The 25,186-nt window shown below is 54.1% G+C and carries 21 protein-coding genes, 2 tRNA genes and 1 pseudogene; 12 read left to right on the top strand and 12 right to left on the bottom strand.

The genetic code is table 11. The features are described 5' to 3' along the window. Positions 1-71 precede the first annotated feature (71 nt). Positions 72-1,340 (top strand): oligosaccharide MFS transporter, encoded by a 1,269-nt coding sequence (locus tag KP80_RS10445; RefSeq protein ID WP_052283580.1) that lies wholly within the window; start codon positions 72-74, stop codon positions 1,338-1,340. A gap of 25 nt (positions 1,341-1,365) precedes the next feature. Continuing rightward, positions 1,366-2,556, top strand: a complete 1,191-nt coding sequence (locus KP80_RS10440; RefSeq protein ID WP_052283579.1) for a glycoside hydrolase family 88 protein — start codon at positions 1,366-1,368, stop codon at positions 2,554-2,556. Between the two features lie 48 nt (positions 2,557-2,604). Here KP80_RS10440 and lysM read toward each other — a convergent pair whose 3' ends face one another. The 5 genes from lysM to qseB all read right to left on the bottom strand — a co-directional run bounded on the left by lysM (position 2,605) and on the right by qseB (position 6,184). Beyond that, complete coding sequence (gene lysM / locus KP80_RS10435) at positions 2,605-3,045, bottom strand: peptidoglycan-binding protein LysM (RefSeq protein ID WP_052283578.1); 441 nt, start codon at positions 3,043-3,045, stop codon at positions 2,605-2,607. Between the two features lie 100 nt (positions 3,046-3,145). Continuing rightward, entirely contained in the window at positions 3,146-3,460 is a 315-nt protein-coding gene (locus KP80_RS10430; RefSeq protein ID WP_052283577.1) for a putative quinol monooxygenase, read from the bottom strand. 30 nt (positions 3,461-3,490) lie between these two features. Further along, the gene (locus tag KP80_RS10425; RefSeq protein ID WP_052283576.1) at positions 3,491-4,072 is read right to left on the bottom strand and encodes an NAD(P)H-dependent oxidoreductase; all 582 of its coding nucleotides are present in this window, start codon (positions 4,070-4,072) and stop codon (positions 3,491-3,493) included. A gap of 106 nt (positions 4,073-4,178) precedes the next feature. Further along, complete coding sequence (qseC, locus tag KP80_RS10420; protein ID WP_052283575.1) at positions 4,179-5,528, bottom strand: quorum sensing histidine kinase QseC; 1,350 nt, start codon at positions 5,526-5,528, stop codon at positions 4,179-4,181. Further along, the gene (gene qseB / locus KP80_RS10415; RefSeq protein WP_052283574.1) at positions 5,525-6,184 is read right to left on the bottom strand and encodes a quorum sensing response regulator transcription factor QseB; all 660 of its coding nucleotides are present in this window, start codon (positions 6,182-6,184) and stop codon (positions 5,525-5,527) included. Before qseB ends, qseC begins: the two co-directional genes overlap by 4 nt. Before the next feature lie 149 nt (positions 6,185-6,333). On the opposite strand from qseB, the gene KP80_RS10410 reads away from it, so the two are divergent. The 6 genes and pseudogenes from KP80_RS10410 to KP80_RS10385 form a co-directional block, all read left to right on the top strand. Then, positions 6,334-6,729 (top strand): YgiW/YdeI family stress tolerance OB fold protein, encoded by a 396-nt coding sequence (locus tag KP80_RS10410; protein WP_052283573.1) that lies wholly within the window; start codon positions 6,334-6,336, stop codon positions 6,727-6,729. A gap of 95 nt (positions 6,730-6,824) precedes the next feature. Continuing rightward, a complete protein-coding gene (locus KP80_RS10405; RefSeq protein ID WP_052283572.1) occupies positions 6,825-7,691 on the top strand; it encodes an AraC family transcriptional regulator in 867 nt (288 codons plus the stop codon). 110 nt (positions 7,692-7,801) lie between these two features. After that, entirely contained in the window at positions 7,802-10,060 is a 2,259-nt protein-coding gene (gene parC / locus KP80_RS10400) for a DNA topoisomerase IV subunit A (RefSeq protein ID WP_052283571.1), read from the top strand. 325 nt (positions 10,061-10,385) lie between these two features. Next, a complete protein-coding gene (gene plsC / locus KP80_RS10395; protein ID WP_052283570.1) occupies positions 10,386-11,123 on the top strand; it encodes a 1-acylglycerol-3-phosphate O-acyltransferase in 738 nt (245 codons plus the stop codon). Between the two features lie 98 nt (positions 11,124-11,221). Then, positions 11,222-12,634 carry a cell division protein FtsP gene (gene ftsP / locus KP80_RS10390; protein WP_052283569.1) on the top strand — a complete coding sequence of 471 codons (1,413 nt, stop codon included), beginning with the start codon at positions 11,222-11,224 and terminating at the stop codon, positions 12,632-12,634. A gap of 113 nt (positions 12,635-12,747) precedes the next feature. Then, positions 12,748-14,948: pseudogene (locus tag KP80_RS10385) on the top strand (YgiQ family radical SAM protein); the annotation flags it as partial. Between the two features lie 108 nt (positions 14,949-15,056). Here the strand turns inward: KP80_RS10385 and dkgA are convergent. Together dkgA and yqhD are read right to left on the bottom strand one after the other, a co-directional pair. After that, positions 15,057-15,884, bottom strand: coding sequence for a 2,5-didehydrogluconate reductase DkgA (gene dkgA / locus KP80_RS10380; RefSeq protein WP_052283567.1), 828 nt, complete (start codon positions 15,882-15,884; stop codon positions 15,057-15,059). A 203-nt stretch (positions 15,885-16,087) separates the two neighbouring features. Continuing rightward, positions 16,088-17,251 (bottom strand): alcohol dehydrogenase, encoded by a 1,164-nt coding sequence (yqhD, locus tag KP80_RS10375; RefSeq protein ID WP_052283566.1) that lies wholly within the window; start codon positions 17,249-17,251, stop codon positions 16,088-16,090. A 196-nt stretch (positions 17,252-17,447) separates the two neighbouring features. On the opposite strand from yqhD, the gene KP80_RS10370 reads away from it, so the two are divergent. After that, on the top strand, positions 17,448-18,338 hold the full coding sequence (locus KP80_RS10370) for an AraC family transcriptional regulator (RefSeq protein ID WP_052283565.1): 891 nt from the start codon (positions 17,448-17,450) through the stop codon (positions 18,336-18,338). A gap of 159 nt (positions 18,339-18,497) precedes the next feature. On the opposite strand, the gene KP80_RS10365 is transcribed toward KP80_RS10370, so the two are convergent. Together KP80_RS10365 and KP80_RS10360 are read right to left on the bottom strand one after the other, a co-directional pair. Continuing rightward, positions 18,498-19,196, bottom strand: a complete 699-nt coding sequence (locus tag KP80_RS10365; RefSeq protein ID WP_052283564.1) for an RluA family pseudouridine synthase — start codon at positions 19,194-19,196, stop codon at positions 18,498-18,500. 152 nt (positions 19,197-19,348) lie between these two features. Then, positions 19,349-19,424: transfer RNA gene (locus KP80_RS10360), tRNA-Asn, on the bottom strand. Positions 19,425-19,730: 306 nt separating this feature from the next. On the opposite strand from KP80_RS10360, the gene nac reads away from it, so the two are divergent. After that, entirely contained in the window at positions 19,731-20,648 is a 918-nt protein-coding gene (gene nac, locus KP80_RS10355; protein ID WP_052283563.1) for a nitrogen assimilation transcriptional regulator NAC, read from the top strand. 102 nt (positions 20,649-20,750) lie between these two features. Then, positions 20,751-21,701, top strand: a complete 951-nt coding sequence (gene cbl, locus KP80_RS10350) for an HTH-type transcriptional regulator Cbl (protein WP_052283562.1) — start codon at positions 20,751-20,753, stop codon at positions 21,699-21,701. Between the two features lie 106 nt (positions 21,702-21,807). Here cbl and KP80_RS10345 read toward each other — a convergent pair whose 3' ends face one another. After that, positions 21,808-22,704: a DMT family transporter gene (locus KP80_RS10345; RefSeq protein WP_052283561.1), complete on the bottom strand. Its 897-nt coding sequence runs from the start codon at positions 22,702-22,704 to the stop codon at positions 21,808-21,810. 84 nt (positions 22,705-22,788) lie between these two features. On the opposite strand from KP80_RS10345, the gene KP80_RS10340 reads away from it, so the two are divergent. After that, the gene (locus KP80_RS10340) at positions 22,789-24,126 is read left to right on the top strand and encodes a PLP-dependent aminotransferase family protein (RefSeq protein ID WP_052283560.1); all 1,338 of its coding nucleotides are present in this window, start codon (positions 22,789-22,791) and stop codon (positions 24,124-24,126) included. A gap of 38 nt (positions 24,127-24,164) precedes the next feature. Here KP80_RS10340 and KP80_RS10335 read toward each other — a convergent pair. Next, positions 24,165-24,240, bottom strand: a tRNA-Asn gene (locus KP80_RS10335). Positions 24,241-24,340: 100 nt separating this feature from the next. Then, complete coding sequence (gene mtfA / locus KP80_RS10330) at positions 24,341-25,138, bottom strand: DgsA anti-repressor MtfA (RefSeq protein WP_197276154.1); 798 nt, start codon at positions 25,136-25,138, stop codon at positions 24,341-24,343. Between the last annotated feature and the right edge of the window lie 48 nt (positions 25,139-25,186).

The following is a 25,186-nucleotide window of genomic DNA, read 5'->3' as shown; positions in this document are numbered from 1 at the left end:
AATAAAAAACCTCTGGCACGCTCTGAAATCAATATTCAGAGCGCACCCTACAACGTTTTGTCGAGGGCTGTATGGAAAAAATATCGTCTCAAAACAGGCTGGAATATTACAAAATAAGCTCTTTTATCTTTTTATACTTTTTTACCTGGTCAGCCAGTATTGGCTTGTTTGCCATTTGGTTAGGACAAAAAGCTGAGCTCAGCGGTGCGGTTATTGGTACCGTATTTGCCGTGAACGGTATTTTCTCAGTAATCCTCAAACCGATTTATGGCTATATTCTTGATAAAATCGGCATGAGTAAATATCTGCTCTATTTTGTGGTCATCATGTCGGCCTTAATGGCGCCGTTCTTTATTTATGTTTACCAGCCGCTGCTGCTGTCACACACCATGGTGGGGATTGTGGTCGGGGCTATTTATCTGAGCTTTGCGTGGTATGCGGGTGTTGCTGCCTGTGAATCCTACGCCGATCGCTACAGCCGTCTTAACAGCATGGAGTTTGGCCAGATTCGTATGTGGGGTTCGCTCGGGTGGGCTGTCGCCTCATCGTTCTCTGGCCTGCTATTTAATATCTCACCGGCCTATAACTTCATTATGGGCAGCGTGGCATCACTGGTAATGCTGGCGGTGCTGATAAGCTTGAAGGTGGATACTCAAACCAGCAATGCTGACACGGTAATCTCGAAAGATAAGATTGTCCTTAGGGATGTTTATGACTTGCTGAAAAGCGGCAAATTCTGGGCCTTCTGCCTGTACGTAGCGGGCGTTGCGTGGATGATGTTTGTCGCCGAGCAGCAGTTCTCGCGCTATTTCGTCACCTTCTTTAGCGATGTTCATGAAGGGAATACGGTATTTGGTCTGCTGGGTACGGTACAGTCCGGCACCGAATTCGTCATGTATATCTTTATGCCGATGTTCGTCAATTATATTGGCGCGAAACGTGGTCTGTTAATTGTGGGAGTGTTAGTCGGCGCTCGTCTAATCATTTCCGGGATCTGTGATTCTCACTTGCTTATTTCCGTGATTAAACCGCTGTACGGTCTGGAAATTTGTCTGCTGCTGGTGTCGGTATTTAAATATATCGCGGAACACTTCGATAAGCGTGTTAATGCCACCATGTATTTATTGGGCTACCAGGCCATGCTGTATATCGGCAACGTCGTGGTTTCTTCGCCTGCGGGTTTGCTGTACGACCGTATTGGCTTTGAGAAGACCTACATGATCATGGGCGGCATTGCGCTGTTCTTCACCCTTGTCTCTGCTTTCACTTTATCCGCTTGTAAACGCCAGAATCACCGCCAGCCTGTGCTGGATATGGCTGAAAACGGTATTTCTAAATAAGCTCTACTGAATGAAGGAACCGAAAATGTTAAACCATATCGCTCTGGAAAAACTGCGCGAATACCCGGGAGCTCCCGTTAATCTACAGGCGTTTAACGATGAACTGTGCTCGGCACGTAGCCACGTCCTTAAGCTGATTAGCCGTCATTTAACGGATTTCGGTGATAAGTTTCCTGCGGAAGCCTGTGTAAATGGCTACTACCCGTTAACGGAAAACGTGGAATGGACCACCAGTTTCTGGACCGGCCAGCTTTGGCTGGCGTGGGAGATGACCGGCGATGAGAAATACCGCGCGCTGGCCGAGAAACATGTTCGCTCGTTCGGCTTGCGTATCGCTGGGCGACAGGACACCAACACCCACGATCTGGGCTTCCTGTATACGCTTTCCTGCGTTTCGGCGTGGCGTCTGACCGGCAATCGCGATGCGCGAGGCTTCTCGCTGCAGGCGTCGGAAGCGCTGTTAGAGCGTTTCCATCGAAAAGCAGAAATCATCCAGGCTTGGGGCGTGCTGACCGATCCGGAGCAGGCGGGGCGCATGATCATCGATTGCACCATGAACCTGCCACTGCTCTACTGGGCAACCGAGCAAACCGGCGATCCGCGCTTTGCCGATGCGGCGCGCGCGCACGTTCGCCAGTCGGCGAAATATCTGGTGCGTGACGATGCGTCGACCTACCACACCTACTATATGGATGTGCAGACCGGCGCGCCGCGCTTTGGTAAAACCCAGCAGGGCTATGCGGATGATTCGTGCTGGTCGCGGGGACAGGCGTGGGGGATTTATGGCTTTATGCTGAGCTTCCTCTACACCGGAGATAAGGAGCTGATTAACCTGTCGAAAAAGCTGGCCAACTATTTTCTGAACCGCCTGCCGGAAGATGCTGTCTGTCATTGGGATCTGGCACTGGTGGGAACAGATGCGCTGCGCGATTCGTCGTCTGCGGCGATTGCGGTTTGCGGCCTGCTTGAGCTGGTGAAACATCTGCCGACGACCGATCCCGATCGTGAGCGCTATCAGCAGTGGGCGATGGGCATGATGTCATCGCTATCAAAATATTACCTGATGGGCGTAGATGAGCCGGGGACCGGCATACTGAAGCATTCGGTGTATCACTTGGCCAGCGATAAAGGTGTGGACGAGTGCTGTAGCTGGGGCGATTACTTCTATGTGGAAGCACTGGTACGCATGACGCAGAGCTGGAAGCTGTACTGGTAAGAGGGTGTTTACCCTCTCCCTGCCTCGGGAGAGGGTTGCCGCCTGATATCAGTTGTGCGGAATTCGCAGCGTTTGCCCCGGGTAAATCTTGTCCGGGCTGGAAAGCATAGGGCGATTAGCCTCGAAGATTTTGTTATACAGATTGGCGTTGCCGTAGACCGTTTTAGAGATAGCGCTTAGCGTATCGCCTGATTTGACCGTGTAGTAGGTCGCCTCATCATGGCTATCGGTTGCAGTAATGTTGTTCTCAACTTCGCTGACACCGGCGATATTCCCCACCGCCACCTGGATTTTCTCTTTCTGCTCCTGCGTCAAGCCGTCGCCGCTTACGCTGGCCTTACCATCGGTGATGTTAACCTGGACTTTATCCGCGCCGGGAATATTCAATTTCTTGAGATGTTCGGTGACTTTATCGCCTTGCCCACCATGGTCAGTCAAACTGTCCCACAGCTTTTCGCCGGCTTCTTTGACAAAATTAAAAATGCCCATTCCATTCCTCCTGTTGAACATGAAGACAGAATAAGCATAGCAGGTGAGGGGTAATGCGTTGATGGGCCCCTCTACGCAATGGCGAGGGGCAGGGAGGGGATTAAACGCCCGCTTCCAGAATACGAATTGTGGTATCCAGAACGTCACCTTTTACCGCTTCGCTCCACGCTTTCATGTGTGGAGTTTGCAGGTGTGCCTCAAGGTGAGCAACGCTCTCCCACACTTCTACCATCACGATAGAGTCTGGTGCAGTGGTCTGGAAGCTCACGCCCGCCGCGGTATCAACCATCGGTGCATAGCCGTGGCAGCCGTCTTCTTTGAGAACGGTTGGGATAATTTTCGTGAATTGTTCCAGTACCGCCTGACGGTGGTGTTGGCCAGGACGAGTACGGATTTCAGCAATAACTGTCAACATGATTAACTCCTTCTAATTCCAGTCTCACAGTTAAGCAAAAATCTTCCCAAGATGCTCGCGGTATTCTGCAACATAACGTGGAACGTCCGGCATTTTGATAACGTCATTGGTGATAAAGGTCGGCAGTGCTTCCATTCCCAGGAACTGGTTGGCTTTGTGGAACGGCAGGTAAACGCCGTCAACGCCCACGCCGTGGAAGAACTGATCTTTCTCGGTGAAGGCTTCCATCGGTGCGTTCCAGGTCAGGGACAGCATATAGGTTTTGCCCTGAATCAGACCGCCGGAACCGTATTTTTTACTGGCGTCTGAACGGGTACGACCATCGCTGGCGTACAGAGAGCCGTGACCTTCGGTGAAGACGTCATCGATGTATTTTTTCACGGTCCACGGTGCGCCCATCCACCAACCCGGCATTTGCCAGATAACGGTGTCAGCCCACAGGAAATTTTGTACTTCTGCTTTCACGTCGTAGTCGCCATCGGCGCGAACGACTTTAACATCATGCCCGAGGTCGCGCAGATAGGTCTCCGCGACTTCAGTCAGGGTGTCGTTAAGCTGGCCGTTAGAGTGACCGAATTTTTTTGCGCCGTTGACGATCAGGATGTTGCTCATTATTTGTCCTCAGGAAATTGCGTTTGTCAGCAATGATACTCGGCTCAGTACAGCGATTAAATGTATAAAATGTGCAAAGTATTTTGCTAAAAACGCAATAATCAGCCTACCAACGGAGCTCAACCCGGAAGCCGCCACCCGGCGCGTTGCTAAAGGTGACCGACATTTTATGCAGTGCTGCAATGCGCTGCACAATTGATAACCCCAATCCGCTACCCGTTTCATCTTGTCCCGGAGGACGATAGAAACGTTCGCCGATGCGGGCCAGCGCCTCTGGGCTGATGCCCGGGCCATTGTCGCAGACGCTAAAACTGTCGCGCCCGAGGGTGACGTCCACCACGCTGCCCGGAGGGCTGTAGCGCACGGCATTATCCAATAAATTGCGTACCAGAAGGCCGAGCAGTAGCGGTTGTGCGGTGCGGTTGACCTGCTGGGCATGGAGATGCAGGCGAATTTCAATGTCGGCTTTCTGCGCCGAATGGTAGATATCCATCACCGAAGATTGCAGTAAATCGGCGAGATTGACCGTCTGCACATCGGCCAACTGCTCCAGCGAATCGAGGCGGGAGAGCGTCAGGAGCTGTTCCACCAGGCGGGTGGCGCGATCGATCCCGGCGTGCAGCTGCAGCAGCGCTTTGCTTTGGCTTTCCGGATCGTCCTGCGACATTTGCGCGACTTCTGCCTGTACCCGCAGCGCAGTCAGCGGGCTGCGTAGCTCGTGGGCGGCGTCTGAGGTAAAGCGGCGCTCGCGGGTCATCATGTCGTGGGTGCGGCGGAATAGCTGGTTCAAGGCATCCAGCAGCGGCCGGACTTCACTTGGCACCCCCTTGGTGTCGAGCGGGTCGCTGGCGTCCGGATCGCGTTGACGCAGCGTGCGGGTTAGCTTTTTCAGCGGTGCCAGTTCACGGCTTAGCAGCAGTATCAGCAGTAAAAACATCACCGGCAGGGCAATCAGCCAGGGTGTGAGCTGGCCGGTGATGATATCGAGCGCCATCTCCCGGCGGTAATCCCACTCCTGGCCGACCACGATGCGGTATTTCTTATCGGCGGTGGTGAGCCACAGGAAACGCCAGCGATCGTCATCATTACTCAGCCGGCCATCATCAAAGCCTTCACGGCGATAATGATACGGGATGTATGGCCCGTTCTCGCCGTCATGGAGCACCATTTGGCCGTCGACGGTATAGATGGCAAAGGCCAGCGCATCGTCGTCCAGATGCCCGTGTTTGATCTTTTTCGGCGCGCGAACCCACTGCCGTGAGGTGGGCAGATCGGCGAAGTCCATGGCGCTAATGCGTTTAGCGAACAGCATCTGTTGGGTATCGAACAGCTTGTCGAGCTTATGGGTGGTTTGCTTCCAGGCGATGACGCTGGCAAAACACCACGCCACGGCAGCGAGCAGCATAAACAGCAGCGTCAGGCGAAAGCGCAAACTCAGGCGGCGGAGCAGATTCATTGTTCACCCAGGGTGTAGCCGATACCGTGAACGGTGCGGATAAAGTGGCTGCCGAGTTTACGGCGCAGATGGTGGACGTGGACTTCAATGGCGTTGCTGGTGACCTCTTCATCCCAGCTATAAAGCTTCTCTTCAATCAGCTTACGCGGCAGCACGCGCCCGGCGTTACGTAATAGCAGTTCCAGCAGCGCGAACTCTTTTGGTTTCAGCGTCAGCGGTTCTCCGTCAAGGGTGGCGACCAGTTTCCCCGGACAGAGCTCGACGCCGCCGTGGCGCAATACGCTGCTGGTTTGTCCATGCGCGCGGCGAATTAATGCTTCCAGCCGCGCGGCGACTTCAATCAGGGCGAAGGGCTTGCACAGGTAGTCGTCGGCGCCGAGGCGCAGCCCTTCCACGCGCTGGTTCAGCGCATCACGTGCGGTCAGGATCAGCACCGGCTCGCGATGGGATTTTTCGCGCCACTCGCGCAAAATATCAAGTCCATCAATGCCGGGAAGCGTCAGGTCGAGGATAACCGCATCATAGGGCGCACTGTAGAGCGCAATTTTGCCCTCTTCGCCACGGGTGAACCAATCGACGCTAAAGCCCATTTTACCCAATCCGGTTTTAATCCCGTCGCCAATCAGCTTGTCATCTTCCACTAATAAAATTCGCATTCGCCCCTCCTTGCCAACAGCCCGATAAGCCAAGTAAACCGCGCCTTTGCTGCTACGTACAGCAATAATAAATCTTTTTTTCCCTTAAGAAGTTGTTAAGAATTGGCGTGTGTAATGAGCGTCAGAAACCAAAAAAGGGAGAATATATCATGAAGAAAATTGCTGCTATCGTCGCCGTTCTGGCTCTGGCCTCAGCCCCTGCTTTTGCGGCTAATCAGGGCGGTTTTTCCGGCCCAACCAGCACCACCACTTCACAAGCCGGTGGCTTCGTCGGACCAAACGGTACGGTGACCACGGCGACGAACGCCAAATCGATGCGTGATGATACCTGGGTCACTCTGCGCGGTAATATCATCGAGCGCGTCTCCGACGATCTGTATATTTTCAAAGATTCCAGCGGCACCGTGAACGTCGATATCGACCATAAACGCTGGAACGGCCAGACCATCACCCCGCAGGACGTGGTTGAAATTCAGGGGGAAGTGGACAAAGACTGGAACTCGGTTGAAATTGATGTGAAGCAGATCCGTAAAGTCAGCAACTAACGCTTGTTTCAGCGCCTCACTTTCGACTGCATTGCGCAAGATCGGTCAGGATTATACCTGGCTGAAAAGGCAAAGTAGGTCATCAGGAGGATGCCATGAACGATGCAATCACAACGGCCTACCGCGAGCGCTTCTCGATGGTGTGCGACTATATCGCCCGCCATCTGGATGAGCCGCTGACGCTGGAGAAACTCAGCACTCTGGCGTGCTGCTCACCTTATCATTTTCACCGCCAGTTTCTGGTCTTTAGCGGTCAGCCACTGTATCGCTATATTCAGTGGCTGCGCCTGCGCCGGGCTTCCTGGCGGCTGGCGTTTAATCCGCAGGATAAGGTGATTGATATTGCGCTGGATGCCGGATTTCAGAGCCCTGAATCGTTCAGCCGTGCCTTCAAAACCGCGTTTGGTAAAAGTCCCCGTCAGTTCCGCCAGCGGCCGGACTGGCTGGACTGGCACCAGCGCGTCCCGAAAATGGCCTCACAGGAGCTGCAAACGATGGAAGTGAAGATAGTCGATTTCCCGAAAACTCAGGTGGCGATGCTGCAACACCGGGGTAGCCCGGAACTCGTTAACGACAGCGCCGCGACGTTTATCGCCTGGCGTAAAAGCACCGGCTTATCACCGGTACGCGAAAGTAAAACTTTTGGTATCGCCTGGGATGACCCGGCGACCACTTCTGCCGATGCCTTTCGCTTTGATGTTTGCGGCAGCGTGTCGGCACCAGTTCCAGAGAATGATTTTGGCGTAATCAACGGTGAAATTGAGGGTGGACGCTATGCCGTTGGGCACCACAGTGGTTCGCTGGATAATCTTTCCCAGACCGTTTGGGCGATGTTCCGCGATTGGCTGCCGGGTAGCGGTGAGACGCTGCGCGATGCGCCGGTGTTTTTCCACTATCTCAATTTCGTCAATGATGTGCCGGAGCACGAGCTGCAAACGGATATTTATTTACCGCTGCGTTAACCATCCTGCAACCTATCTCACGGGCTGTGACTCAGAACGTGAGATAGGTTATTATCTGCGGCAATATTGCCGTCCGTACGGTCAGCATGCAGATTGAGGATCCCCAGTTAATGAGCGATATGGCAGAGCGCCTTGCGCTACATGAATTCACGGAAAACGCCTACTTAAACTATTCCATGTACGTCATCATGGACAGGGCATTGCCGTTTATCGGTGACGGCTTAAAGCCGGTACAGCGCCGCATCGTCTATGCGATGTCGGAGCTGGGGCTGAACGCCAGCGCCAAATTTAAAAAATCCGCCCGTACCGTCGGTGACGTATTGGGTAAGTACCATCCGCACGGCGATAGCGCCTGTTATGAAGCGATGGTACTGATGGCGCAGCCATTCTCTTATCGCTATCCACTAGTGGACGGTCAAGGGAACTGGGGGGCGCCGGATGATCCGAAATCATTCGCGGCAATGCGTTACACCGAATCCCGCCTGTCTAAATATGCCGAGCTGCTGTTAAGCGAACTGGGTCAGGGGACGGCCGATTGGACGCCGAACTTTGATGGCACGCTGCAGGAGCCGAAGATGCTACCTGCGCGCCTGCCAAATATCCTGCTAAACGGCACCACCGGTATCGCAGTCGGCATGGCAACGGATATTCCGCCGCACAACCTGCGTGAAGTGGCCAAAGCGGCTATCACCCTGATTGAAAAACCGAATACCAGCCTCGATGAAGTGCTGGATATCGTGCAGGGGCCGGACTATCCGACGGAAGCAGAAATCATCACGCCGCGCGCGGAAATTCGTAAAATCTACCAGAACGGTCGCGGCTCCGTGCGTATGCGTGCGGTGTGGCATAAAGAAGACGGTGCGGTGGTGATTACCGCGCTGCCGCATCAGGTTTCCGGTGCCAAAGTGCTGGAACAGATTGCAGCACAGATGCGTAATAAAAAGCTGCCGATGGTCGATGACCTGCGTGATGAATCCGATCACGAGAACCCGACGCGCCTGGTGATTGTGCCGCGTTCCAACCGTGTGGATGTTGAGCCGGTGATGAATCACCTGTTCGCCACCACCGACCTGGAAAAAAGCTACCGTATCAACCTGAACATGATTGGCCTCGACGGTCGTCCGGCGGTGAAAAACCTGCTGGAGATTCTGACCGAATGGCTGGCCTTCCGCCGCGATACCGTTCGTCGTCGCCTGAACTACCGTCTGGAAAAAGTGCTTAAGCGCCTGCATATCCTCGAAGGTTTGCTGGTAGCGTTCCTCAACATTGATGAAGTGATTGAGATAATCCGTACGGAAGATGAACCGAAGCCGGCTCTGATGTCGCGCTTTGGTATCAGCGAAACTCAGGCGGAAGCGATTCTTGAGCTGAAACTGCGTCATCTCGCCAAGCTGGAAGAAGTGAAGATTCGCGGTGAGCAGGACGATTTAGCCAAAGAACGCGATCAGCTGCAGGCGATTCTGGCCTCCGAGCGTAAGATGAGTAACCTGCTGAAGAAAGAGCTGCAGGCCGACTCCGACACCTTTGGCGATGACCGTCGCTCCCCGCTGCGCGAGCGCGAAGAAGCGAAGGCCATGAGCGAGCACGACATGCAGCCATCCGAGCCGGTGACGATCGTGCTGTCGCAGATGGGCTGGGTGCGTAGCGCCAAAGGCCACGATATTGACGCACAGGGGCTCAGTTATAAATCCGGCGATAGCTGGAAAGCCTCGGTGAAAGGGAAGAGTAACCAGCCAGTGGTGTTTGTTGATACCACGGGGCGTAGCTATGCCATCGACCCGATTACGCTACCGTCCGCGCGCGGTCAAGGCGAACCGCTCACCGGCAAGCTGACGCTGCCGCCTGGTGCAACGGTTGAACATATGCTGATGGAAAGCGACGATCGTAAACTGCTGATGGCTTCCGATGCGGGTTACGGCTTCCTGTGTACCTTCAACGATCTGGTTGCCCGCAACCGCGCGGGTAAGGCGCTGATTTCTCTGCCGGAAAACGCTCAGGTCATGCCGCCGCTGGTGGTAGAAGATGAGTCGGATATGCTGCTGGCAATCACCAGCGCAGGCCGTATGCTGATGTTCCCATTAAGCGATCTGCCGCAGCTGTCGAAAGGTAAGGGCAATAAGATTATCAACATCCCGTCAGCGGAAGCGGCGAGCGGCGTTGATAGCCTGGCGCACCTCTACGTTCTGCCGCCGCAAAGTACGCTGACCTTCCACGTAGGTAAACGTAAGATCAAGCTGCGTCCGGAAGAGCTGCAGAAAGTCACCGGTGAGCGCGGACGTCGCGGTACGCTGATGCGCGGACTGCAGAAAATCGACCGCGTTGAGATAGATTCGCCGCAGCGTGCTTCGGCAGGCGACAGCGAAGAGTAATATCCTTCCCCCGTCGTCAGACGGGGGGAGATTTGAATTACACAAAATCGTTGTTAATTCAGTCATTGCGATTAACAATACCCTTTTGCAGGGGTCTGCAAGTAACAAAGCCTTGTCCGGTCTATACACATCTTCATTCCTGCCTCGTCACAAAGCGCTTTTGCGTTGTGCGCGGCTTGAGCGCCGGTCCCGAAAGGGAGAGACGGATTGAAGGAGGATGTGTTTATATGCCCCGTGAATTGTCTGTGGTGCCTGTGCGTCTTGCGCGCGCCATCATTCAATATGACGGGTATAATTCTAAGCGGTTCAGGGTTCAGAGGACGCTATGCTATTCATTTTACGTGTCATTATTGTTGTCATTTATTGCATTCTGGTCTGTATTTTTGGCTGTATCTATTGCTTGTTCAGCCCGCGCAATCCAAAGCATGTTTCCACTTTCGGTCGCATGTTCGGTCGTATGGCGCCCATTTTTGGTTTAAAGGTTGAGACCCGCAAACCCGCGGATGCCGAGAGCTACGGTAACGCCATCTATATTGCTAACCACCAGAACAACTACGATATGGTGACGGCCGCTAATATTGTGCAGCCGCCGACCGTGACCGTCGGTAAAAAGAGCCTGGTATGGATCCCGTTTTTTGGTCAGATTTATTGGCTGACGGGCAACCTGCTTATCGATCGTAATAACCGCGCCGCCGCGCACAGCACGATTGCTGAAGTGGTGAATTCATTTAATAAACGTAAAATCTCTTTCTGGATGTTCCCGGAAGGAACCCGCAGCCGTGGTCGTGGCCTGCTGCCGTTTAAAACCGGCGCGTTCCATGCCGCCATTGCCGCAGGTGTGCCGATTATTCCGGTCTGCGTTTCCAATACGTCGAACAAGATTAAACTCAATCGCTGGAATAACGGTCTGGTGATTGTCGAAATGCTGCCGCCTATCGATACCAGCGCGTGGAGCAAAGACCAGGTGCGTGATTTGGCGAAGCATTGCCGTGAAGTGATGAAGGCCAAAATTGACGAACTGGATCGGGAAGTCGCCGAGCGTGAGTCTGCCGGTAAAGTGTAATATTGCATCGCCACGCGGGTTGTCGTCCGCGTGGCATGTCGTTTTGCTGTAGGGAAATTGATTTCCCATTTTTGATTGTCAGTTTTGATGGAGCTTATATGTCACTCAGTCGGCGTCAGTTTATTCAGGCTTCGGGCGTTGCGCTTTGTGCGGGCGCCGTGCCGATGAGGGCGCAGGCCGCAGGAAAGCAACTCCCTCTGCCGGTTCCGCCTTTGCTGGAGTCCCGTCGCGGGCAGCCGCTTTTCTTAACCATGCAGCGTACGCACTGGTCCTTTTCTCAAGGCACCCGCGCGAACGTGTGGGGGATTAATGGCCGCTATCTTGGGCCGACAATCCGCGTCTGGAAAGGTGATGACGTTAAGCTTATCTACAGCAACCGACTGACTGAAAACGTTGCGATGACCGTTCGCGGTTTACAGGTTCCAGGGCCACTCATCGGCGGCGCAGCGCGTATGATGACGCCGAATGCCGATTGGGCGCCGGTGCTGCCCATTCGCCAGAGTGCCGCAACGCTGTGGTACCACGCCAACACGCCAAACCATATGGCGCAGCAGGTCTATAACGGCCTGGCGGGGATGTGGCTGGTGGAGGATGAAGTTAGTAAGTCCTTACCTTTCCCCAACCACTACGGTGTTGATGACTTCCCGGTCATTATTCAGGATAAGCGTTTGGATAACTTTGGCACGCCGGTATACGACGAGCCGGGCAGCGGTGGTTTTGTCGGCGATACGCTGCTGGTCAACGGTGTACAGGGGCCGTATGTGGAAGTGTCGCGCGGCTGGGTACGCCTGCGCCTGTTGAACGCCTCCAACTCCCGCCGCTATTTGCTACAGATGAGCGACGGGCGTCCGCTGCACGTTATCTCCAGCGATCAAGGCTTCCTGCCTGCACCGGTCTCAGCGAAGCAGATTTCTCTCGCCCCCGGTGAGCGCCGTGAAGTGCTGGTCGATATGACCAATGGTGACGAGGTGTCGATCACCTGCGGTGAGTCTGCCAGCATTATGGAGCGCATTCGCGGCTTCTTTGAACCGTCGAGCATTTTGATCTCTACGCTGGTCCTGACCCTGCGTCCTACGGGGCTTCTGCCGTTAGTGACCGATAACTTACCAATGCGTATATTGCCGACTGAATTCCTCAGCGGCACGCCAATTCGCAGTCGCGATATCCTGCTGGGCGATGACCCCGGGATTAACGGCCAGCGTTGGGATCCACAGCGTATTGATATCACCGCCCAACAAGGGACCTGGGAGCGCTGGACGGTACGCGCCGATGCGCCGCAGTCGTTCCATATTGAAGGGGTGATGTTCCAGGTCCGCAACGTCAACGGCGCAACGCCGATGCCGGAAGACCGCGGCTGGAAAGATACCGTGTGGATTGATGGTCAGGTAGAGCTGTTGGTCTATTACGCCCAACCGTCCTGGCCGCACTTCCCGTTCCAGTATGCCAGCCAGACGCTGGAGTTGGCCGACCGCGGTTCGATTGGTCAGATTCTGGTTAACCCCGCGCCATAACTAAGAAAATCCTGGCGGCGTCATCGATCGACCGTCGCCAGCGATACCACCCGGCAGTGCGCCGCAACGCCGGGGTGACAACTTCGTTACTAATCCCACTTCATTCATAGGCCATTCGGGCTTATAATCCCCGGCCTTTGATTATTTTTTTACCATTTTTTTGGAAGCATAATGAGCGCTATCTCCCTGATCCAACCGGATCGCGACCTTTTCTCCTGGCCGCAGTACTGGGCCGCCTGTTTTGGGCCGGCTCCATTTTTGCCGATGTCACGTGAAGAGATGGATCAACTTGGCTGGGATAGCTGCGACATCATTCTGGTAACCGGCGACGCCTACGTTGACCACCCAAGCTTTGGGATGGCGATTTGTGGCCGTATGCTGGAAGCTCAGGGCTTCCGCGTGGGGATCATCGCCCAGCCGGACTGGAACAGCAAAGACGACTTTATGCGTTTGGGTAAACCAAACCTGTTCTTTGGCGTTACCGCCGGCAACATGGATTCGATGATCAACCGCTATACCGCAGACCGCAAGTTGCGCCATGACGATGCCTATACGGCGGGTAACGTTGCCGGGAAACGCCCGGACCGCGCGACGCTGGTCTATACCCAGCGCTGTAAAGAAGCGTGGAAAGATGTGCCGGTCATTCTTGGCGGTATTGAAGCCAGCCTGCGCCGCACCGCGCATTACGATTACTGGTCCGATACCGTTCGCCGTTCCGTACTGGTCGACTCGAAAGCCGATATGCTGATGTTCGGTAACGGCGAGCGTCCGCTGGTGGAAGTGGCACATCGTCTAGCCGCCGGCGAGCCTATCGCCCATATCCGCGACGTGCGTAACACCGCCATTATGGTGAAAGAAGCGTTGCCGGGCTGGAGCGGCGTTGACTCTACGCGCCTCGACACACCGGGCAAAATCGACCCGATTCCACATCCGTACGGTGAAGACCTGCCGTGCGCTGACAACAAAACCGTGGCACCGCCGAAGCAGGAAGCCAAGCGTGTTACCGTTCAGCCGCCGCGTCCAAAGCCGTGGGAAAAGACTTACGTTCTGCTGCCTTCCTTCGAGAAGGTGAAAGGGGACAAAGTTCTTTATGCGCACGCTTCACGAATTTTGCACCATGAAACCAACCCGGGCTGCGCTCGTGCACTGATGCAAAAACACGGCGAACGCTATATTTGGGTTAACCCGCCGGCCATCCCGCTGTCGACCGAAGAGATGGACAGCGTGTTTGCGCTGCCGTATCAGCGTATTCCGCATCCGTCATACGGCGATGCCCGTATCCCGGCGTACGATATGATTCGCTTCTCGATCAACATCATGCGCGGCTGTTTTGGTGGTTGTTCATTCTGTTCTATCACCGAGCACGAAGGGCGTATTATTCAGAGCCGTTCAGAAGATTCGATTGTTAATGAAATCGAAGCCATTCGCGACACGGTTCCCGGTTTTACTGGGATTATCTCCGACCTCGGTGGCCCTACCGCCAACATGTATATGTTGCGCTGTAAGTCGCCGCGTGCTGAACAAACCTGCCGTCGTCTTTCCTGCGTGTACCCGGACATCTGTACGCATATGGATACCAACCACGAGCCGACAATCAACCTCTATCGTCGTGCCCGTGAACTGAAAGGCATCAAAAAAATCCTTATCGCCTCTGGCGTACGTTATGACATTGCGGTTGAAGACCCGCGCTATATCAAAGAGTTGGCAACCCATCATGTGGGGGGCTACCTGAAGATTGCGCCGGAACATACCGAGGAAGGGCCGCTGTCGAAGATGATGAAGCCGGGCATGGGCACCTATGACCGCTTTAAAGAGCTGTTTGATACCTATTCAAAACAGGCGGGTAAAGAGCAGTATCTGATCCCGTACTTTATCTCCGCGCATCCGGGGACGCGTGATGAAGACATGGTTAACCTGGCGCTGTGGCTGAAACAGCGTCGCTTCCGTCTCGATCAGGTGCAGAACTTCTATCCGTCGCCGTTGGCCAACTCGACCACCATGTATTACACCGGTAAGAACCCACTGGGTAAGATTGGTTATAAGAGTGAAGACGTGGTGATTCCGAAGGGCGATAAACAGCGTCGTTTGCACAAAGCGTTGCTGCGCTATCACGATCCGGCTAACTGGCCGCTGATTCGTCAGGCGCTGGAAACGATGGGTAAAAAGCACCTGATCGGCAGTCGTCGCGATTGCCTGGTACCGGCGCCAACCCTTGATGAAATGCGCGAAGCTCGCCGCCAGAACCGTCATACTCGCCCGGCGCTGACGAAGCACACTCCGGTGGCGCATCAGCGCCAGACGCCTGCGGATAACAAAGGCAAAAAGCGCCCAAAACCGGCATCACGTTAAGACGTCAAAGGCCCCGGAGAAGACTCCGGGGCCTTTAAAAAATGCGCCGTTCGCACTGATGGCGCAGAAAGAATTAACCGCCAAACTGATCCGGGTCTGGTCCCAGACGTTTGTTTTGGTCAAGTTTGGTGATTTCACTCAGTTCATCTTTATCCAGACGGAAATCCCAGACGTCAAAGTTCTCAGCGATACGCGATGGCGTCACCGATTTCGGGATCACGACCAGGCCGCTGTCCAGGTGCCAGCGAATGACGATTTGTGCCGGGGTTTTGCCATATTTATCCGCAAGCTTGTGGATAATTTTCTGATCGAACACCCCCGCGCCGCCCTGAGCCAGCGGGCTCCAGGATTCGGTCTGGATTTTATGCATCGCATTCCAGGTGTTGAGCTGGCGCTGCTGTAGCAGAGGGTGAAGCTCAATCTGGTTAATCACCGGTGCAACGCCGGTCTCATCAATGAGCCGTTGCAGGTGCGGAACCTGGAAGTTACAGACGCCGATGCTTTTCACCAGGCCCTGTTTTTGCAATTCAATCAGTCCCTTCCAGGCTTCAACATAATGATCAATCGCCGGGACGGGCCAGTGGATAAGATACAGATCGAGATAGTCGAGCTGAAGATGTTCCAGACTTTCTTGCAGCGCCTCTGCAGGCCGCTGATGGGCGTCATTCCAAAGCTTAGAGGTGATGAACAGGTCTTCGCGAGGCACGCCTGCGCTGCTGATAGCTTTGCCGACTCCCGACTCGTTTTTGTACGCGGCGGCGGTATCAATAGACCGATAGCCTACTTCAATAGCCTTATGGATCGCGGTAACGACTTCTTCGTTGCTAGCCTGCCAAACGCCCAGGCCCAACTGCGGCATTACATTGCCATCGTGCAGTTTAATCACGGTTGGATGTGTCATGCATTTCTCCTTTTTTACAGCTTATCAGGGCATGCCCTGGTAAGGTTTGTAGGATCAAGTCTGGTCTATAAACGCAAAAACGACAGCTAAACTTGTCGTCTTTCAAGCTACAGATGCGTTATCTGCGCTGGATTTTCCCCGCCACGTTCTTGCGTCGGTGGCGGGTGAAAGCGGCGTAGATGCCGCTTTTTATTGGGTAAATATTAACGCGCGGCTTCGTAAATACGACGGCTCACGTCCAGGGTAATGTCCTGATTTTCACCCAGTTTGGTCATACCGTGCTCTTCAAGTTTTTTCAGCAGTGCCGGAATGGAGCTGCCGTCCAGACCGTAGTCGGAGAAGCGGGTTGGTACACCCATCTGTTCAAAGAAGCTGCGGGTTGCGGCGATGGCGGCATCGATACGCGCATCGTCAGAACCTTCGGTAATGTTCCACACGCGTTCTGCGTACTGCAGCAGTTTGGCACGTTTGGTGTCGCGTTTTTCATTCCACAGGGAAGGTAGAACGATAGCCAGCGTCTGCGCGTGATCCAGACCGTGCATTGCCGTCAGTTCATGACCCAGCATATGGGTCGCCCAGTCCTGCGGCACACCTGCACCGATCAGGCCGTTCAGTGCCTGGGTCGCTGCCCACATGATGTTGGCACGCACCGCGTAGTTTTCTGGTTCTTTCAGCGCTTTCGGGCCGTCTTCGATCAGGGTCAGCAGAATGCCTTCCGCGAAGCGATCCTGAATTTTACCGTCAACCGGATAGGTTACATACTGCTCTACGGTATGTACGAAGGCGTCAACCACACCGTTAGCGACCTGATGCGGTGGCAGGGTGTAGGTGTAAACCGGGTCGAGAATAGCGAACACTGGCTGTACGTGCGGCGACATAAAGGCACGTTTATCACCGGTCGTTTTACGGGATACGACGGCACCTTTGTTGGATTCAGAACCGGTTGCTGGCAGAGTCAGTACAGAGCCCATCGGAATCGCGCTGGTAACTTTGCTGCCGTAGGTTTCCAGAATTTCCCAAGGATCAACGTTGATATCGTAGTGGGCTGCTGCCGCGATAAACTTAGTACCATCCAGTACGGAACCGCCGCCAACGGCCAGCAGGAAGGTGACTTTCTGCTCGCGGGCAATTTTCACCGCGTTCATCAGCGTTTCGTAAGATGGGTTTGGCTCGATACCGCCGAATTCCAGTACGTCGAGGCCTTTCAGCGCATCCAGAACCTGATCCAGCACGCCGGTTTTTTTCACGCTACCGCCGCCGTAGGTCACCAGAACGCGAGCGTCCGCTGGGATCTGAGCGCGCAGATTTTCAATTGCGCCTTTACCGAACAGAATGCGGGTCGGGGTGTGAAGATCGAAATTAAACATTGCTCGTTCCCTTCTTTATGGGTGGAAAAACAAGGCGGCGAAGGTCGCCGCCGAATGACATCATTGTGGTCTTCGTCGCCGTAGCTCTCAATGCACATTTCTGCGATTGTCTTGCCCATTTCTCCATAAGGCTGGAGAAATGCATTAATCGCGGCCACAATGATGACGTCGGAAAAGGTATCTGGAGCGTTCGTTGATGAACCGTGAAGAGATCTGTGCGCTGCTGACAGAGAAAACTAAGCAGCTGAAAAGTAAAGAACAAAGCTTAAGGAACGTACTGCCTGATATTCAACTGATCTACGGTACTCAGCCAAGTGGACGCACGCCGGTGATGTATCGGCCGGGCATCGTGTTTCTCTTTTCCGGTTATAAAATCGGTTATATCAACGAGCGTACCTTTCGCTACGATGCCAACGAATATTTGCTGCTCACCGTACCTTTACCCTTTGAATGTGAAACTTTTGCGACCGAAGACGCGCCGCTGGCTGGATTTCGTCTGGACGTTGATGTTTTACAACTGCAAGAGCTGCTGATGGATATCGGCGAAGATGCGCTGTTTCGCCCGTCGATGGCGGAAAGCGGGATTAACTCCGCTACGCTGTCAGAAGAGATCCTCTGTGCCGCTGAGCGCCTGCTGGATGTCATGGAGCGTCCATTGGATGCACGTATTCTGGGTAAGCAGATTATCCGCGAAATGCTCTACCACGTGCTGCTTGGGCCGCGCGGCGGTGCGCTGATGGCGCTGGTTAGCCGCCAGACTCACTTCAGCCAGATTAGCCGGGTGTTAAAACGCATTGAGGGTCAGTACACCGAAGCACTGAGCGTAGACCAACTGGCGGCGGAGGCCAATATGAGCCTGTCAGCGTTCCATCATAACTTTAAGTCGGTCACCAGCACGTCACCGCTGCAGTACCTGAAAGCCTATCGCCTGCATAAAGCCAGAATGATGATGGTGCATGACGGCCTGAAAGCCAGCGCGGCGGCGATGCAGGTGGGCTACGAAAGTGCGTCGCAGTTTAGCCGGGAGTTTAAGCGTTACTTCGGGATCACGCCGGGAGAGGATGCGGCGCGTTTGCGCGGAATGTAAAAACAGAAAACCCGGTAAATACCTAACACCGTGAGTTTAAGATTGAGATACCCGGGGCGACCACCGGGTTTGGCGTCCCTCCGGGAACCAAATCCCGGTGTTTCCCCTAATCGCTTTGCTTAAGTGAGCGGTGTTAGCCTTAGTGCGGGCTTCTCGTTATCAGAAAGGGCTAGCATGGCGTGCGGCAATGGGCACGCCGCTTATCGGATGCACAAAATGCAGTTCGCTGGCGTGCAGCATCAGCCGTGATGCCCGTTCGCTGCCAGGCCATTCAAGGCCACCGTACAGATCGCAACCTAAGATCGGGTGCCCCAGATACTGACAGTGAATGCGAAGCTGGTGGGTGCGCCCGGTTTCAGGTGCCAGATGAACCCGCGTGAGCGGCAGCGTTTTGCCGTTTTCCTGCGGCTGATAAATGCGTTCCTGCACCTGATAACGAGAGCGTGCAGGCTTGCCGTTGACGGTGCAAATTGTCATGCGTGGAAACATCGCCGGGTCTTTGGCAATCGCTGCATCAATGATTCCTTCATCCTCCTCCAGATGTCCGCAAAGCAGCGCGCTATAAACTTTTTTGACCGTACGCTGGCTGAACTGATGACACAGCGCGGCATTTATCGCTTTATTGCGGGCAATCACCATTAATCCGGAAGTACCGAAATCGAGACGATGCACCAGCGTGCAGCCGGGGAATTGCTGTACCAGTCGATAATGGACCGAATCGAGATTCTGCGGGTTTTTCCCTGACAGACTCAGTAGCCCGGTGGGCTTATTGATCAGCAGAAGGTGCTCGTCCTGATAGAGGATCTCGATGGCGTCATGGCAAGGCGGGGCAATAAAAGTGTCGATAATCGTAGACATCAGGCGGCCTGGCAAATGAAGGAAGAAGGATGATAACCCATTCAGGCAAAGCGTACCGTCTTCTCTTACGGCTTCGGGGAAACTGTTCAAGATGTTGAAATAGTGGAATGCTGAAAAGCAAAAAGCCTGCTTAAAAGCAGGCTTTTCAAATTTGGCTCCTCTGACTGGACTCGAACCAGTGACATACGGATTAACAGTCCGCCGTTCTACCGACTGAACTACAGAGGAATCGTGTGAACGAGGCGCATATTAACGATGTCCCCCTGGCTTGTCAAAGGGTGAGAAGCGCTAATAAGTTCGTTTGCTGACAATTTCAGCAATTCGCGCGAGGTTGCTGATTTTTTAACTCACTTGCACCGCGAAAGTGCAGATTTACCCCTTATGGGGCAGATCGCAATCTTCTGACTGGGGCAAAAAAGCGCGCTAGCGATAGGTTTACACGGATTTACCGCCATTTTGAAAACTGGCAAGCATCTTGCAACTCCTCCGATTACTTAACGCCAGCGTGGCAAAGAATCCCAATCGGAGGCAAAAATGAACTTCAGACGACTGAAATATTTTGTGAAAATCGTCGATATCGGCAGCCTGACCCAGGCCGCAGAAGTGTTGCATATTGCGCAGCCAGCGTTGAGCCAGCAGGTGGCGACCCTGGAAGGGGAGCTCGATCAGCAGCTGTTAATCCGTACTAAGCGCGGAGTGACGCCAACGGAAGCGGGCAAAGTGCTGTATACCCACGCGCGGACGATTCTTCGTCAATGTGAACAGGCACAGCTGGCGGTCAATAACGTTGGCCAAACGCTGAGCGGCACGGTATCCATCGGCCTGGCGCCGGGAACCGCAGCATCGTCTATTACCATGCCGCTGCTGCAAGCCGTGCGCAATGAACTGCCGGATGTGCTGGTCTATCTGCATGAGAACAGCGGCACCGTAATGAACGATAAGCTGTTAAATGGTCAGCTGGATATGGCGGTGCTTTACGATCGCGCGCCGTTGGCCGGGATTGTCAGCCAGCCGCTGCTGAAAGAAGATCTCTATTTGGTGGGCACCAGCAACTGCCCGGGACAGAGCGTTGATCTTACCGCTGTGGCCGAAATGAACCTCTTTTTGCCTCGCGACTATAGCGCCGTCCGCGCTCGCGTCGATGAAGCGTTTTCGCTGCGCCGCCTGACGGCGAAAATCATCGGTGAAATTGAATCGATTTCTACCTTAACCGCCGCCATTGCCAGCGGTATGGGCGTGACGGTCCTGCCAGAATCGGCAGCGCGGTCATTGTGCAGCGCAGCGAATGGTTGGATGGCGCGGATCACCACACCGTCAATGAGTTTACCGCTGTCGCTTAACGTTTCGGCGCACGGCAAGCTGACGCCGCAGGCGCAGGCGGTGAAGGAAATCCTGATGTCACTGGTGAGCCGACCAATGCTTGATAACCGGGAATTACTGTTGGTTAGCTAAGCTTATATTCCATTCAGATATAAGTTGCTGGTTTTTATTATTTGTTCACGAAGGCAACAGACTTTAACAATAGTGCAATGTCTGATTGACCCGGAGGGAAGCGTGAACTTCCAGCAACTGAAAATTATTCGTGAAGCGGCGCGGCAGGATTACAACCTGACCGAAGTTGCCAATATGCTTTACACATCGCAGTCCGGCGTTAGCCGACATATCCGCGAACTCGAAGAAGAGCTGGGGATTGAGATCTTCATTCGACGCGGAAAGCGCTTATTAGGGATGACTGAACCGGGTAAAGCGCTGCTGGTCATCGCCGAGCGAATTCTCAATGAGGCCAGCAACGTGCGCCGTCTGGCCGACCTCTTTACCAATGATGCATCGGGCGTGCTGACCATTGCCACCACGCATACCCAGGCGCGTTACAGCCTGCCGCCGGTGATTAAAGCGTTTCGCGAAATTTTTCAGGATGTGCGTCTGGAGTTGATTCAGGGCACGCCGCAGGAAATTGATGCCCTACTGCACAGCGGAGGCGCCGATATCGGTATTGCCAGTGAGCGTCTCAGTAACGATGCCACGCTGGTGGCTTTCCCTTGGTTCCGCTGGCACCACAGCCTGCTGGTACCCAAAGATCACTCCCTTACGCAGACTACACCGCTGACGCTGGAGGCCATTGCCCGCTGGCCACTGATTACCTATCGTCAAGGGATAACCGGCCGCTCGCGTATTGATGAAGCCTTTAACCGTAAGGGATTAACGCCGGATATTGTGCTGAGCGCGCAGGATTCTGATGTGATTAAAACCTACGTAGAGTTGGGCTTAGGGATTGGTCTGGTGGCGGAACAATCGGGTGATGCTCAGGAGTCCAGCAGCCTGGTGCGCCTTGACACGCACCACCTGTTTGACGCCAATACCGTATGGTTGGGACTTAAACGCGGCCAGCTGCAGCGTAATTACGTGTGGCGCTTTATTGAATTATGTAATGCCGGGCTTTCTCTTGAAGAAATTAAACGCCAGGCGATGGAGCTCGACGAGAACGTCCTGGATTATCAGATTTGATATCTCCCGGTTAGGGCGAGTGCATTAATAGCTCCGCATCTCTCGCCACCTTATGATTCCCAGCCCGATATTGGCTGGGTTCAATTTTTACTCACGTCATCAACGACTACTTTCGACGGGCAAACTTGCGCGAACCCACCACGCATAGAATGACCCCCAACGTAACTGCCAACATCATCGGGCTGACGCTTTCACGCAAGAGCGTGGCCGACAGCGCTAAACCGAAAAATGGCTGCAGCAGCTGGAGCTGCCCCACAGCGGCAATACCGCCTGCAGCGAGTCCCTTATACCAAAAGATAAAACCAATCAGCATGCTGAATAGCGAGACGTAGCCGACGGCGAGCCAGGCCGACGAGGAGAGGGCGGTGAATGATGTGGGGCGCGTGATGAACGTGGCAATCAACATAAAGGGAAGTGAAATGATCAGCGCCCAACTGATGACCTGCCAGCCGCCAAGAGTGCGCGTTAGGCTGGCGCCTTCGGCATAGCCCAGACCGCAAACAATCACGGCGGCAAGCATCAGCAAATCACCGGTGATCGATACGGAAACCGTTTGTGTGAGCGCAAATCCCACTACCAACAGACTTCCCAGTATCGAAAAGAGCCAAAATGCAGGATGAGGACGCTCTCCATGGCGAAGAACGCCAAAAATGGCCGTTGTGAGCGGCAGCAGACCAAGGAAAACAATTGAGTGGGCAGAGGTCAGATGTTGCAATGCCATTGCACTCAGTAGCGGAAAGCCAATAACTACCCCCAGCGCGACGATGATGAGCGGGCGGTAGTGCGAAGGCTGCGGACGTTGTTGGCGAAAACTCAGCAGCAGCAGGAGGGCCAACACCCCTGCTATCGATGCGCGCGCAAAGGTGAGGAAAAAAGGGTTCATCTCAAGCACGGCTATCCGCGTGGCGGGCAGCGAACCGCTGAATATTACGACCCCGAGAAAACCATTAATCCAACCGCTGCAGGTGCTCGAACTTATCTTATCCACCATTGAATTCACCACGCTAACCTCGTCATTGAGTCATCATTAAGGCGATGCTAAGTTGTGATGACGAATACAATCAAAAAATTGTCATGGATACATGTCGTGAAATCCCGCTACAAAACGATTGTTGATAACTTTGCCCGTACCATCCGTTGTGGGGAGCTTGCGGCAGGCAGCCGGTTACCTACTCATCGGCGTTTAGCGGCGGATGAGCATATCTCTCTGGCGACGGCAACGCGCGTCTATGCCGAGCTGGAGGCGATGGGATTAGTCAGTGGTGAAACCGGGCGAGGGACCTTTGTCCGGGAAATCGCGCTACCTGCCGGACACGGTGTTGATCAGCCAGCGGTAGCGGCGGACGTGCGCGATCTGAATTTCAATTATCCCACGCTGGCTGGGCAGGGGGACACGCTGCGTGACGCACTACGGGAGCTTGCCGCCAGCGGTGATATTGAATCTCACCTGCGCTACCAGCCTCATGCCGGACGATTTAGCGATCGTGAAGTGATGGCAGGGTATTTATCCGGCCACGGTTTTTCACCTAAACCTGAAAATATTCTCATTGTGAATGGCGCCCAGCATGGCCTGACGGTCTCCGTGATGGGATTGCTCAGGCCGGGGGATGTGGTGGCAGTGGATGCTTTGACCTATTCAGGATTTAAGGCGCTGGCTGAGCTGTATCATCTTGAGCTGATTGCTCTTCCCGTTCGTCAAGAGGGACCCGATCTTGAGACATTGGCTCATCTCTGCTCCTATCGCGCTGTACGGGCGGTGTACACCATGCCGACGCTGCATAATCCACTGGGCTGGGTATTAACATCCGCTCAGCGTCAGAGATTGGTGGACATTGCCCGTCAGCATGATTTGCTGATTCTTGAAGATGCGGCCTATAGCTATCTGGTACATCGGCCACCACCACCACTTGCCAGCATGGCGCCAGAAAGAACGGTCTATATCACCGGGCTATCAAAAAATGTGGCGACCGGGCTACGGGTGGGTATGGTGGTCTGTCCTGAGACGTTCAAAGCGGCTCTTGAACGAGCAATCAGGGCGACGGCCTGGAACACGCCATCGCTGATTACCGCGCTGGTATGTGGCTGGATTAAAGACGGTACGGTTTCACGCCTGGAAACGCTGAAAAGACACGATGCGCAGCTACGGCAGACGCTGGCGCGAGAGTGTCTGAGCGGGCTGCCGTATATCGGGCATCCCGACGCTTACTTTCTTTGGTTGCCACTGGCGGATGAATCCCGTGCCGACCGGGTGGCCAATATGCTGATGGACAAAAATATTTCAGTATCAACGTCAGAACCGTTTTGCGTTTCGGTCAATATGCCGCAGGCGATACGTATTGCTTTGGGAACGGTGGCAATGAGCGATTTGCAGGATGCGCTGCTAACGGTGCGGAGTGTTATTGAATTTGAGCAGTATGGACGCTGAAAAGCAAAAAGCCTGCTTAAAAGCAGGCTTTTCAAATTTGGCTCCTCTGACTGGACTCGAACCAGTGACATACGGATTAACAGTCCGCCGTTCTACCGACTGAACTACAGAGGAATCGTGTGAACGAGGCGCATACTACTGGTCCTCGATATTTGTGTCAACACTAAATTTAACTTGCTGATTCAATTGGCTGAATTTAACTCAGGATGTTGTTTTAGTGTACTGTCGATGAATTTTCATCCTGTTGGCTATTATCACGCAACCGCTGGAGCGGATCCTGGCGGTAGAAGCCGCAGAAACGTTGCCAGAGCGCCGGGAAGCGAGGGGCGAAAAGTTCGGGGGCGCTGAAAAAGTATTCAGAGAGTACTGCAAAACATTCTGCCGGATCAGTTGCGGCATAGGCATCGATGCTAGCTGCATTTTCCCCAACTAAATCAATCTCATCCTGAATATTGTTCATAGCAGCGTGCAGGTCGTGCTCCCATCCCGCGACATCACGCAGTGGGATAAATGGCACGCCGCTAGCACGATCGCCGTTGCGGGTATCGAGTTTATGCGCCACTTCGTGAACGATCAGGTTAAAGCCGGAAGCATCGAATGAATCCTGGATGTCCAGCCAGTTCAGAACAATGGGCCCTTGCTGCCAGCTTTGGCCGGACTGGACGACGCGCTGGTTGTGAACCAGACCAATATCATCTTCCCATTCATCATCAACAACGAAAGGGGCAGGGTAAATGAGGATTTCATGGAAACCATCGAGCCACTCGAGGCCCAGCTCCATAATCGGCAAACAGAACAGGAGCGCGATTCGCGCTTCGGTGATGGGTTCCACGGCTAATCCCTGCAAGAATACCAGCCGCTTTTGTTGTAGAAAACGCTCGGCAAGCTGAACCAGCTTAGCCTGTTCATCGTTAGACAGCGTGGCTAACAGCGGTATTGCCAGGGCCTGTGCCCAAGGCATATCTGTTTTATCGGCGGTATCGCTTGCTTTCCAGGGCCATTTAATCATCATTTTGCTCGCAAACTCGTCACTTGAACGCAATTGAAGAGACTGGGTCTG

The sequence above is a fragment of the Kluyvera genomosp. 1 genome, from assembly GCF_001266615.1.
Classification (GTDB): domain Bacteria; phylum Pseudomonadota; class Gammaproteobacteria; order Enterobacterales; family Enterobacteriaceae; genus Kluyvera; species Kluyvera cryocrescens_A.
Note: the sequence above shows the minus strand (reverse complement) of the source record. Positions and strands in the feature narration are given on the sequence as shown.

Bases quoted from the DNA above. Each gene is read 5' to 3' on its own strand.
- KP80_RS10445 (WP_052283580.1), top strand. From the start codon at position 72: ATGGAAAAAATATCGTCTCAAAACAGGCTGGAATATTACAAAATAAGC.
- KP80_RS10440 (WP_052283579.1), top strand. From the start codon at position 1,366: ATGTTAAACCATATCGCTCTGGAAAAACTGCGCGAATACCCGGGAGCT.
- lysM (WP_052283578.1), bottom strand. From the start codon at position 3,045: ATGGGCATTTTTAATTTTGTCAAAGAAGCCGGCGAAAAGCTGTGGGAC.
- KP80_RS10430 (WP_052283577.1), bottom strand. From the start codon at position 3,460: ATGTTGACAGTTATTGCTGAAATCCGTACTCGTCCTGGCCAACACCAC.
- KP80_RS10425 (WP_052283576.1), bottom strand. From the start codon at position 4,072: ATGAGCAACATCCTGATCGTCAACGGCGCAAAAAAATTCGGTCACTCT.
- qseC (WP_052283575.1), bottom strand. From the start codon at position 5,528: ATGAATCTGCTCCGCCGCCTGAGTTTGCGCTTTCGCCTGACGCTGCTG.
- qseB (WP_052283574.1), bottom strand. From the start codon at position 6,184: ATGCGAATTTTATTAGTGGAAGATGACAAGCTGATTGGCGACGGGATT.
- KP80_RS10410 (WP_052283573.1), top strand. From the start codon at position 6,334: ATGAAGAAAATTGCTGCTATCGTCGCCGTTCTGGCTCTGGCCTCAGCC.
- KP80_RS10405 (WP_052283572.1), top strand. From the start codon at position 6,825: ATGAACGATGCAATCACAACGGCCTACCGCGAGCGCTTCTCGATGGTG.
- parC (WP_052283571.1), top strand. From the start codon at position 7,802: ATGAGCGATATGGCAGAGCGCCTTGCGCTACATGAATTCACGGAAAAC.
- plsC (WP_052283570.1), top strand. From the start codon at position 10,386: ATGCTATTCATTTTACGTGTCATTATTGTTGTCATTTATTGCATTCTG.
- ftsP (WP_052283569.1), top strand. From the start codon at position 11,222: ATGTCACTCAGTCGGCGTCAGTTTATTCAGGCTTCGGGCGTTGCGCTT.
- dkgA (WP_052283567.1), bottom strand. From the start codon at position 15,884: ATGACACATCCAACCGTGATTAAACTGCACGATGGCAATGTAATGCCG.
- yqhD (WP_052283566.1), bottom strand. From the start codon at position 17,251: ATGTTTAATTTCGATCTTCACACCCCGACCCGCATTCTGTTCGGTAAA.
- KP80_RS10370 (WP_052283565.1), top strand. From the start codon at position 17,448: ATGAACCGTGAAGAGATCTGTGCGCTGCTGACAGAGAAAACTAAGCAG.
- KP80_RS10365 (WP_052283564.1), bottom strand. From the start codon at position 19,196: ATGTCTACGATTATCGACACTTTTATTGCCCCGCCTTGCCATGACGCC.
- nac (WP_052283563.1), top strand. From the start codon at position 19,731: ATGAACTTCAGACGACTGAAATATTTTGTGAAAATCGTCGATATCGGC.
- mtfA (WP_197276154.1), bottom strand. From the start codon at position 25,138: ATGATGATTAAATGGCCCTGGAAAGCAAGCGATACCGCCGATAAAACA.